Genomic DNA, 11,236 nt, shown 5'->3' with positions numbered 1-11,236 from the left:
CAGTAATTTCAAGAGCCCGAATGGTTGCATGCATCGTTAGTGTCGGTCCCTCTTTCCCACAATTTTCTTACCGACTTCAATGGCCTTAGCCCGTCTCCAGGATCAGCCCGCCAGTCCCGGTCAGGCAGTTCGGCCGCAACCGGAATTTTCCGGCCATCGCCGTCAGCCCCGAATCCGATCCTGACATTACGGATCATCCTTTCCACCTGTTCAGGCAACCAGCAATGTCCGGATGAGAATTCAGCGCCATGCTTATCCAAATCAAGATGAAATTCAATCATGCCGGCTTCATACTTGTGTACCGCCCGGTAAATAACCCCTTCCTCCACAGTATGGTCAGACCAGCCCGTTTTGCAACTGAATTTCTTTTTCATCAAATCCATTGCGGCCAGATTGGCCTGATCGTGCGGTGCAGGATAACCCGAAACACAGTGCAGCAGGGTCAGGTCGCGGCATCCGCCTATACGCAAAACGTCCACCGCTGCGGAAATCTCGTCCATATCGGCCATCCCGGTAGATAAAACAACCGGTTTTCCGGTTTGTGCACAGGCTATAAGCAGGTCATCCCAAAGCAGTTCATAGGAAGCTATCTTGAAAAAATCCACATACGGAACCAAAACGTCCACCGCTTCCAGATAAAACGGGGTACAGGAAAAACCGATTCCGCATTCCCTGCATTTCCCTGCAATTTTCGGGATAAACTCTTCCGGTAGTTCCCACTGCCTGCGCCGGCGATGTTCTTCACTCTGTATTAGAATCTCCGGGGCAAAAAGCTTATCGACTTTGAATAATTGAAACTTTACCCCGTCACAACCTGTTTTGGCCGATGCTTCAATAAATTTGAAACATCTGTTCAGATCGCAGGCATGATTGCTGGAAACTTCGGCTATAAACAAAGGACGCATGTTCACAAGTCAACCTTCCCTGACGACTTCAAATTATCTGAACCCGGACTAAGCATAACCGTCTGCAGATACTGCCCGGAAAGCCGGCCCAGCATATTCCCGTTTGGGCGGACTATGGTATTTGCTTCACGCTGAACATCCGTCAACGGAACCTTGAAATCCATTTCAACAAGATCATTCATTTCAAGACCGGCCATTTTAAGCTCATAGGGTGAGTTGTCTTTCAAAGCCACACCTAAAACATCAAGTTCCTCTTTGTGTCCAACTCTGGAAACCCCGCAGCTAAACAGTTCCTTCAAACTTAGCTCCCTACCGGAATCCTTCCAAAAAAATCTTTTGAACATTGTAACCGAACGAGGCTCCCAATCCACCACAGCTCCTGCCTGAGCATAGTTGACATATAGTACGGGTCTCCTAAAAATGAATGCTATTCCGTCAATTCCGGTTCCGGTAGAAATCATGAACTTGCAAGTCGCGCACAAGAACACATCCATAAACTCAGAACGGTATAAATTTGAATAATCAATTATTCTAGGGTGATCCACCTCAAAACGAGAAGACGTCTTAGCCCCCATGCGCAAAACAAACATCCCTTTTTCCGCAAGAGCCAAAGCAACATCTTCATATGTCTCTATGTCCGAATCGCGAAAATCATGATAGCTCCAATCCCGGTGTTTCAAATGCGACTTCAGGTAGGCTCCATCCCGAACATTAAGGCAGATATACTGAGCGTCCTGCCCTATGCCCATACGCTCAAGTTCATTTAAGGCCATTTCCTTTTCACGCTCCGTGAACGAAAGTTCAGGAGCAGCCCTATGAAAAAGCATATGTTCATCACGGCCGTTATTACCGCGCAGATCTTTCTCGGTATTATACGGACTGTCCGGAGCAAGCATCGGAGCAATGACGCTTGCCACAGGCGAATAACGAACCACTCTCTGCCACATCCTGCTCATGAAACGGTTCGAGACAGGGTGGTTGTCGCCCAGAAAATCAAATGTATCCGGATTGGTAATACCCGCAGCCCGTTCACTGAGATATTTTTCCGTATTCAGAGCAAAGTGGCCTATCCGCTCGCTTCTCATAACCCCGAAGCGCACCAGAAGCCATGGAGAAACAGCGTCAGCAAGTTGAACAAGGTGAACGCAGTCACGGGAAGAAAGCTGTCTGCGCCGCAGCCTATTTTCAAGTTCCTTCATATGACTGCTGAAGGCTTCCTCAAGATATGGACGTATCTCATCCACATCAATTTCAAGAGCCGCCAGACAGTGCGGACAGAGAAAACCGCTCCGTCCTATACGGGGGCTGAGAATATCCAGCTTGACCGGCGCCGAACAGCAGGAGCAGATTCCGTCAACCATAATCCGTGCCGGATCAGGGTCCATTTCCGAGGAACAATCCGAAATTTTCAGCACGCCATTTTCGCCGGAATCAGGGAGTGCAACGCTGTCTTCCAGAAAAGCTGTCACTAATTCCGGGACATTTTCAATTCCCTGTACTGCTTCGGCAGCCATCCCTACTGCACCGCAGGCAATTGCCGCCCTGGCAAAAGCAAATTTTTCCTCATCCGAAGCCCTCAGAGCCTTCGCACCAAGCCTTCGAAGCAGGACGGCCTTCTCCTCCGGCTTTAAAGACAGGATTCCGGCATAAAAAGGAATCATACTGTTCTTTGCACTGGCATCCAAGTTTTATCCCTCCGATTTACTGAGCAAATTTGCAAAAACATACACTGCAGCCGGAAACGACACAATCCGAAGCAGGCAGACGGTTCGGGGCGGTTCTTTCTTTAACCCCAGTCCCGCAATTGTCAGAATAATGAATTAAACAAAAACAAATGCATGCAATATACCAAAGCAGTATATCCTGACTACCAGCAATCAGAAACGAACGCTACGAATCTTAACGTAAATCACGATAAACCAGAGACCTGCCGCACTATTCCGGAAAAATTGGCCAGTGCTGCGAGGTCATCATTTTTCCGATACACCACATAAAATTCCAATTCAGGATACTCTCCTTCAAGCTGACAAAAAACAACACCGTCCGTATTTCGCCGAGCCATGCTTTCGGGAACGATGGATAAGCCCACGCGCGCGGCAACAAGTGCCAGAGCAGCTGTTTTTGTCCCGGCATTCTGGACTATATCAGGCGTAAAACCGTTTTCGTGAAAGATGCGCATCCATTCATCATAAAGGCGTGGCTGGCTTTCGCGCGGAAAAAAAACGAGCGGTTCACCGGCAAGTTCCGCCATGGCAACGGATCTCTGCGCTGCGAACCTGTGCTCTGCAGGCACGATAAGGGAATAACGTTCGCGGTGGTAAGCTATTATCTCCAGATCACTGACATCGTGATGGTAGAGTCTGACAATACCGGCATCTATCTCATGGTTGCGCAGGGCAGTGAGCTGATCGTTGGTGAACATCTCTTTTAAGGAGAGGTCCACTCCGGGATAGGCAGCTTTGAACTCGCGTATGATTCCGGTGAACGGAGTTTCGAGTGCCGGACTGATGTATCCCAGCCGCAACCGGCCACCCCGGCCGGAAACAATCTCGTGCAGATTGGACTCGGCCCGCTCAAGTGAAGCAAGTATCCCGCGGGCGTCCTCAAGCAGAGCCCGGCCTGCGGCAGTAAGCGAAACCGACCTTTTGTTACGCTCAAACAACCGCACACCGAGCTCATCCTCGAACTTCATGATCTGCTGGCTCAGCGGTGGCTGAGAGATATGCAGCCTCTTCGCGGCATTTCCGAAATGCAGCTCCTCTGCCACGGTAACGAAATATTTCAGTTGGCGTGTTTCCATAACAAATACATACAAGATATTACTCTCAGTTAAAAGATATATTCGACATATTTATCTCCGGGCCATATCAGATAGAACACAAACCGTAACCGATTAACCAACGGAGAAAATAATGACCTTCGTACCTGACAGAAAAAAACTCGGAAACAGCGACCTCGAAATATCATCTATCGGCCTGGGCTGCATGGGGTTGAGCGAATTCTATGGTCAGCCCATATCATATGAAGAAGGAAGTGCCCTGATTCATCATGCCCTTGACCGGGGCCTCAACTTCTTCGACACCGCGGACATGTATGGAGCCGGGCACAATGAGGAACTGCTGGCCGCCGCATTGAAAGGCAGGCGGGATCAGGCCGTAATCGCTACCAAATTCGGCATTGTCCGCAAAAACGGGGAATATGCCCGAACCATCTGCGGAACCCCGGAATACGTCCGCAGCGCCTGCCTTGAGAGTCTCAAGCGACTGAAAACAGATTACATTGATCTCTACTACATCCACCGCGTGGACCAGACCACTCCCATCGAGGAAACAATCGGTGAAATGTCCAGACTTGTGGAAGAAGGAAAGGTCCGGGCCATAGGCATTTCCGAAGCATCAACGGATACACTGCGCAGGGCGCACAAGGTACATCCGCTTTCCGCTCTCCAGACCGAATACTCCATGCTGACCCGCGGACCGGAAGAGGAACTGCTGGGACTGACGGCAGAACTTGGGATCACCTTTGTCCCGTACAGCCCCATTTGCCGGGGGCTGCTGAGTTCCGGCAAAGTGGACCAGACCGAATCATCAGATTTCCGCAGAATGCTTCCCAGATTTCAGGGAAAGGCATACGAAAACAACAAGAACATTGCGGACTCCCTCACGGTGATAGCCGCCCAAAAAGGCTGCTCCCTAGCCCAGTTATCACTCGCCTGGGTCATGGCGCAGAGAGACAATATCATCCCCATTCCGGGAACGACAAAAATCAGGAACCTCGACAGCAACATTGATGCGGCTTCTATACGCCTGACTGATTCCGAACTCTCGGAAATAAACACCATACTTGCCGGCAGCACAGTACAGGGTGAACGCTATACACCGGAAGGGATGAAAGGTGTGAATGCTTAACGCAAGCGTACAAACAAATTAAGTGAATAAAACCAGGCAACAGGCTTTAACAGCGCATCCGCTGTAGACATCCTGAAACGACAATGAAGATATCTATCCGTCGTTTCAGGATGTTTTTTATATAAAACCACCCCCGGATTAGTTTACCATTGCACTGTCTATCAATATCCATATGAAAAATCCTGCCTGCCATATGTATGAAAATGTTTACACTGAAACCAGCACAAACATATTCATTTAATAACATTAGGATAATTGTTTTATTTCCTCAGTTAAACTTGAACCGCATCTGCTTTTTGTGATATCTTCGTGGCAGCCATATCCACATGCCCGATTAACGGGCAGCTATAACTGGGAGCCTTTGCGTGCGAAAAAAAAACCGAATATCATCAATTGCGCTGAAAATAGCGGCGGTATATGCCGTGTTCGGTTTTTTATGGATACTGTTATCCGATAAGCTTCTGCTTTTTCTCGTCCGCAACCAGGAGACGGTCAACAGGCTCCAGACATACAAAGGCTGGTTCTATGTGCTGATTACCGCAGCACTTGTAGCCATGCTTATCGACAAATATATCCGCACCCTGCGCCAAAGCGAACGCCGCTACAGAAGACTGCTTTCCAACATTGCAGACTCGATATATCTCGTAAACGCCCATGGTCGGATTGTTGACAGCAACAATGCGGCAAGAACTGCACTTGGATACTCTGAGGAAGAATTCCGGCACATGCCTCTTGATAAAATCGAAAAGGGCCTTGATATGCAGCGCTGGGTCGAAGATATAGCAAACGCTGAACCGGACAGAAAAAGAATCAGGGAAACATCACACAGCCGCAAGGACGGCACAATACTTCCGGTAGAAATATCAACGTGTGTTTTCAATGAAAAAGGAGAAAGATACGTCCTTGGGGTTGCCCGTGACATCTCGGAACGCCGGAATACTCAGGAACTGCTTGTGCAGCACGAAAAAATGAACTCTCTCGGGTCCATGGCTGCCGGAATTGCCCATGAAATCAACAACCCTCTCTCCGCCATCCTCGGAGCCTGCCAGAACATACGGAACAGACTTTTCAAGGACAGCCCGCAGAACTCGCAGGTCGCCATGGATTGCGGACTGGATATTGAAGCCATGCGAGAATACATGGCCAAAAGGGATATCGCCCGCATGGTCGGAGCGATATCTGCTGCCGGAGAAAGAGCATCCAAGATCGTGACGAGCATGATAAATTTCAGCAACTGCGGACCTGCCAAACTGCACGGCTGCAATATTGCCGAAATTATGGACGAGACACTGCAATTGATTTCAGCGGATTTAAATCTCATACGCGAGTACGACTTCAAAAATATCCGGATAGTTCGTGACTTCCCCCCTGGGGGGTATTCGGTCTGCTGTATTAAAAGCGCAATACAGCAGGTGCTGCTAAGCCTGTTCAAAAACGCGACTGAAGCAATGGCGGAAAAGGAATACGCTCCCGATGACAACCCTGAAATGATCATCCGCGTACATGAAAAGGAAGGCAATACGGTAATTGAAGTGGAAGACAACGGCCCCGGAATGGACGAGGACGTCAGAAAAAAAATTTTCGAGCCTTTCTATACCTCCAAGGATGTGGGCAGGGGAACCGGGCTGGGATTGTCCGTCTCATATTTTATAGTTACTTCACAGCACAATGGGACTATGGAAGTCACCAGTTCACCGGGAAGAGGAACAACCTTCACCGTTACTCTCCCCGGAAAAACCGGACCATGTGCAGGCACAGTAAAATGCGCCGTGAAGTAAACCGCACCTACCGTGAACATGTCATTTTCTATGGTTGTTTCAGCAGCACCAGCGAGTATCTGAATGGCATCGCCCGGAACGCTGTAGAGACTTAGCCCTTTCCTGATGTCAAAGCGGCCTGATTTTATTTCTCTCTTTCAAAAGCGTAGAACCCGACAGGAATTACTACCAGAGTGAACAGAGTGGAAGCCGTCAGCCCGAAAATCAGCGCCCAGGCCAGACCGGAAAAAATAGGGTCCAGAGTAATCGGCCATGCTCCAAGGGCGGTGGTGGCGGCGGTAAGCAGTATGGGACGCAGACGCACCGCACCGGACCGGATGATGGCCTCCTTCATTTCCATGCCCTCGGCAACGGACTGACGCACAAAATCAATCAGCACCAGCGAATTGCGGATGACAATCCCGCCGAGAGCGATCATCCCTATCATGGCCGTGGCGGTAAAGAATACCGGATCGGGCAGCGGTCCTCCGACCAATCCCTGCACTTCTCCGGCCCCCACAAGATTGAGCAGCCAGAAACCCGGCATAATGCCCAGCAGGGTCAGAGGAATGGCTGACATTATCAGCAGGGGCATGCCGAAAGAACCGGTCTCCACAACCAGCAGGATGTAAATTCCAAGCAGTGCCGCACCGAATGCAAGCCCGAGGTCGCGAAACACATCAAGGGTGATCTTCCACTCCCCTTCCCCGGCCCAATCGGCCCAGACGAAAGGCGGCAGCGGGTCCTTCTTTAATCCCGACTGCAGATCAAGGACAGCCTCTCCCGGAGCCCTTCCGGCCATTTCCGCAAAGACGTAAACCACCCGTTTAAGATTTTTATGATAGATGGGCTGATCCTGTTTTATCTCCACTATTCTGCCCAGTTCGGCCAGCGGAACATTTCGTCCGTCGGAAGTCCGAACCTTAAGCTGGGAAAGAGCCGAAACATCCGCCCGGCGCACCAGCGGCAGGATAAGCTTTACCGGAAGCGGATTGCGTTCGCCCGGTACATGCACTGTGGCCGGGACAGCGCCGGAAAGGGCCATCTGCAGGGTGCTGACAACCTCACGGGCACTTACGCCGTGCAGCCCCGCCTTTTCCTTGTCCAGCACGAAATCAACCATGACCCGGTCCGCTTCGGTGGAAGTATCGATATCGACAACGCCCGGTTCGTCACGCATCATCCCGACGATCTGCCCGGCCCCTTCGATCAGGGCGGAATACGGACGGTCCTCGGCCCCGTAGACCTCGGTGGTCACGGTGGAGATAACCGGCGGCCCCGGAGGGGATTCGACAATCTTTATCTCCGCCCCGTTCCGGGCGGCGACATCTTCCAGTTCACGCCGCAGCCGCAGCACAATGGCATGGCTCTGCTCCCGGCGCAGGGACTTGTCGGCCAGATTCACCCGGATATCGGCCATGTTTCCGCCCTTGCGCCAGTAATAGTGACGCACCAGCCCGTTGAAATCCATGGGTGACGGCTCTCCGGCATAAGTGACGAAATCGGTGACCTCCGGAACGGATCGCAGGACTTCCTCAAACTCGCGTACAACGCGGTCGGTCTTTTCCAGCGGGGTCCCCTCGTCCATGTCGATGACAATCTGAAACTCGTTCTTGTTGTCAAAGGGCAGCATCTTGAGCGGCACGAGCCTGAAACCAGCAAGAGCCACGGAAAAAAGCAGTCCGGCCATGATCACACCGACCAGCATCCAGCGCCGAAGGCCGGATTCCAGAAATGGACTTATCACTGCCGAATAAAAACGCTCCACCCGTCCGGGCCCGCTTCCGGCGGAAGACTTCTGCGCGGGCTTCAGATCCTTCAGCAGCCGGAAAGCCAGCCACGGAACAATGGTCAGGGCGCAGACCGTGGAAAAAGTCACGGTCAAAGGCACGTTGGCCGCCATCGGGGCCATGTACGGGCCCATCATACCGGTTATGAAAAACAATGGCACGAAACAGACGATAATCGCCAGAGTGGACATGATAACCGGCGGAAGCACTTCGGAAACGGCGTCCAGAGTTGCAAGGTCCGGTTTCTTCTTTCTCATCAGGATGTGCCGCTGGATGTTGTCCACGTTGGTGATCGGGTCATCGACCACCAGCCCCAGCGAGAGAATCAGAGCGAAAAGGGTCACCCGGTTGATGGTGTACCCGAACATGTAATTCACAAAAAGAGCCAGGGAAAAACTGACCGGCACCGCCAGAGCGACCACGAAAGCTTCGCGCCAGCCCAGAGTCAAAGCCAGCAGAATGACCACGGTAAGCACTGCAAAGCCCAGAGAACCGAGCAGATCGCTGACCTTGGAATCGGCGGTTTCCCCGTAGTTTCTGGTCACCGCCACCTCTATGCCGTCCGGCAGCACGGTCCTGCGCAACTGATCCATACGTTCCAGCACGGCTCCGGCCACCTTGACCGCGTTGGTTCCCTTTTTCTTGGAGAGGGCTATGGTCACGGCAGGGCGGGAAGGCTGTTCGGCATCCATCCCCATTCCGGTCAGATACAACCGGGAAAAACCGATACGCGAATATGAATCAGGTTCCTCGGGACCGTCACTCACCTCGGCGACATCGCGCAGGTAGACCGGACGCGAATTGAACACTCCGACAATCAGATCGCGCACATCGTCCGCGCTTTCCAGGAACGAATTGGCCGCAACCGTTATCTCGCGATTACCGGAAAGAACCGACCCGGCCACTGCGGACTGGTCCGCACCCTCAAGGGCCGAAGCTATTTCCAGCGGCGAGATGTTGAATCCGGCCATGCGTTCGGGCATGAGCTCCACCCGGACCTCGCGGGATCGGCCGGAAACAAGGGATACGCGGGACAAGTCCTCAACCTCGGCCAGCCGCCGCGAGAGTTCCTCCGCCACCCGGCGAAGTTCGAAATCGGAAATATCGTCGCGTCCGGGTGCAGGATAAAGGGTCAGGTTCACGATCGGGACATCGTCTATCTCCACAGGCCGGACCACCCACCCGGAAGCAATGCGCGGAGCCAGATCGGTATTCTTGGTAATGGCGTTATGCAGTTTGACCAGCGAATTCTCACGGTCCTCACCCACATAGAACCGCACCGTCACCTGAGCGGAGTCCCTCCGGGAAATGGAATAAACATATTCCACCCCGTCTATCTGCCAGAGGATGCGTTCAAGCGGTGTGGTGATGAGTTTTTCCACTTCCTCCGCTCCGGCACCGGGCGCCTGCACCACTATATCGGCCATGGGAACCACTATCTGCGGTTCTTCCTCGCGCGGGGTGAGCTGCACTGCGGCAAGGCCAAGCAGCAGGGCCGCGGCAACCAGAATCGGCGTCAGCTTGGAATGGAGAAAAAAATCCACAGCTGAGGCAATAAATCCTCCGGGGCGTCCGGTTTCATCCATGCTCATCGCTCTCCCCCGGCCCCCGGAACACCTACACCGACTGTTTCATTTCCTCCGAGACCGGAAATGATTTCAATGCTGTCTCCGTACTCTTTTCCGGTACGCACATAGACCGGTGCCCAGAGATCACCATTTTTGACCAGCACGGTATCAAGCTGCCCGATGCGGGAAACAGCCTCTGCGGGAACCAGAACAATCTTTTTTTCGCGCAGAGGAATCAGCAACCGTCCGAACATGCCCGGATACAGCCCCGGCAGCGGGTCCACCCCGACCTTGACCAGAAAAGTGCGGGTCAGCGGATCGGCCGAGGGCACAACTTCCTCGACTGTTCCGGAAGTGCGCTCCCCCAGAGCCTGAATCACCAGATCAAGTTTCTGCCCGGTCCGCACTCGCCCGATGACTCCCTCGCGCACCAGAGCTTCAAGCCGCAAGGAGCCCCCGGTCTGGATCAGCATCAGGCTCTTGCCGGGAAAAGCCAGATCGCCGGGCTCGACCATACGCTTGGCCACCTCCCCGTCAGCAGGGGCGGTTATGGTGGTGTAGCCGAGATTTATTTCCGCCTCCTCCACAGATTTCCGGGCCTGACGAACTCCGGCATCGGCAGCCTCAAGCCCGTCCCGCGCCTGAGCCAGACCGGCCCTGCCCTTGAGGTACGCAGCCTCCACCCGGTCCATTTCATCGCGGGTGGCGACCTTGTCTTCGTAAAGCTTTTTCATGCGCTTCCAGGTGGCCGTTGCGGTATCGGCATCCGCACGGGCGGCATTCACGGCCTCCCCGGCCTGCCTTCTGACGGCTTCCGCAGACTTAAGACCCTGCCGGGCCCGCTCCAGACGGGCACTGAATTCCCGGCCATCCAGAACTATAAGCCTGTCGCCCTTATGCACACGCTGTCCGGCACGGACCAGAACCTCTCGGACCTTGCCGGTGACCTGCGCCTCGATGGAAGCCTCGGTTTCCGGTCTTACCGTGCCCACCGCCTCGTAAACAACAGGGACAACCTCCGTTCTGGAGGTCACAACCTTCTCCGGAGAATTCCGGCTGCGGGTGGGTACAATCCGGCCCTTGTCAATCAGTCCGGGACTGAACGCGCCTGAAAACCAGAGCACGAGCAGGGTTACCGCCGCACCGAGCATTGCCACTAAAATACATTTTCTGGTCATGAAAAACTCCGTTGATTACACCGTAATTATACCCTTCTTAGCCCCTCATTTCAATTACATTCGAATTACCCGGGTTTCTCTCCGCATATTTTATATTGACCCTCACAGGCAAAAAAGTATCTTCTGAAAC

Annotated in this window: 7 protein-coding genes; 2 read left to right on the top strand and 5 right to left on the bottom strand. The window is 52.9% G+C overall.

All coding sequences use genetic code 11. The features are described 5' to 3' along the window. Positions 1-8: 8 nt before the first annotated feature. The 3 genes from ACKU4E_RS16325 to ACKU4E_RS16315 form a co-directional block, all read right to left on the bottom strand. The gene (locus ACKU4E_RS16325; RefSeq protein WP_320172141.1) at positions 9-905 is read right to left on the bottom strand and encodes an N-acetylneuraminate synthase family protein; all 897 of its coding nucleotides are present in this window, start codon (positions 903-905) and stop codon (positions 9-11) included. A 2-nt stretch (positions 906-907) separates the two neighbouring features. Continuing rightward, positions 908-2,590 (bottom strand): TIGR04372 family glycosyltransferase, encoded by a 1,683-nt coding sequence (locus ACKU4E_RS16320; RefSeq protein WP_320172140.1) that lies wholly within the window; start codon positions 2,588-2,590, stop codon positions 908-910. A 224-nt stretch (positions 2,591-2,814) separates the two neighbouring features. Further along, complete coding sequence (locus ACKU4E_RS16315; RefSeq protein ID WP_320172139.1) at positions 2,815-3,720, bottom strand: LysR substrate-binding domain-containing protein; 906 nt, start codon at positions 3,718-3,720, stop codon at positions 2,815-2,817. Positions 3,721-3,817: 97 nt separating this feature from the next. Between ACKU4E_RS16315 and ACKU4E_RS16310 the strand changes: the two genes are divergently transcribed. Together ACKU4E_RS16310 and ACKU4E_RS16305 are read left to right on the top strand one after the other, a co-directional pair. Next, on the top strand, positions 3,818-4,813 hold the full coding sequence (locus ACKU4E_RS16310) for an aldo/keto reductase (RefSeq protein WP_320172138.1): 996 nt from the start codon (positions 3,818-3,820) through the stop codon (positions 4,811-4,813). Positions 4,814-5,178: 365 nt separating this feature from the next. Then, positions 5,179-6,591 carry an ATP-binding protein gene (locus ACKU4E_RS16305; RefSeq protein WP_320172137.1) on the top strand — a complete coding sequence of 471 codons (1,413 nt, stop codon included), beginning with the start codon at positions 5,179-5,181 and terminating at the stop codon, positions 6,589-6,591. 124 nt (positions 6,592-6,715) lie between these two features. Here the strand turns inward: ACKU4E_RS16305 and ACKU4E_RS16300 are convergent, their stop codons facing one another. Then, positions 6,716-9,946 carry an efflux RND transporter permease subunit gene (locus ACKU4E_RS16300; RefSeq protein ID WP_407944131.1) on the bottom strand — a complete coding sequence of 1,077 codons (3,231 nt, stop codon included), beginning with the start codon at positions 9,944-9,946 and terminating at the stop codon, positions 6,716-6,718. A 2-nt stretch (positions 9,947-9,948) separates the two neighbouring features. Further along, positions 9,949-11,106 (bottom strand): efflux RND transporter periplasmic adaptor subunit, encoded by a 1,158-nt coding sequence (locus ACKU4E_RS16295; protein ID WP_320172135.1) that lies wholly within the window; start codon positions 11,104-11,106, stop codon positions 9,949-9,951. Between the last annotated feature and the right edge of the window lie 130 nt (positions 11,107-11,236).

Origin of the sequence: Maridesulfovibrio sp., assembly GCF_963677005.1 — a bacterium.
GTDB lineage: Bacteria > Desulfobacterota > Desulfovibrionia > Desulfovibrionales > Desulfovibrionaceae > Maridesulfovibrio.
Note: the sequence above shows the minus strand (reverse complement) of the source record. Positions and strands in the feature narration are given on the sequence as shown.

Bases quoted from the DNA above. Each gene is read 5' to 3' on its own strand.
- ACKU4E_RS16325 (WP_320172141.1), bottom strand. From the start codon at position 905: ATGCGTCCTTTGTTTATAGCCGAAGTTTCCAGCAATCATGCCTGCGAT.
- ACKU4E_RS16310 (WP_320172138.1), top strand. From the start codon at position 3,818: ATGACCTTCGTACCTGACAGAAAAAAACTCGGAAACAGCGACCTCGAA.
- ACKU4E_RS16300 (WP_407944131.1), bottom strand. From the start codon at position 9,946: ATGGATGAAACCGGACGCCCCGGAGGATTTATTGCCTCAGCTGTGGAT.
- ACKU4E_RS16295 (WP_320172135.1), bottom strand. From the start codon at position 11,106: ATGACCAGAAAATGTATTTTAGTGGCAATGCTCGGTGCGGCGGTAACC.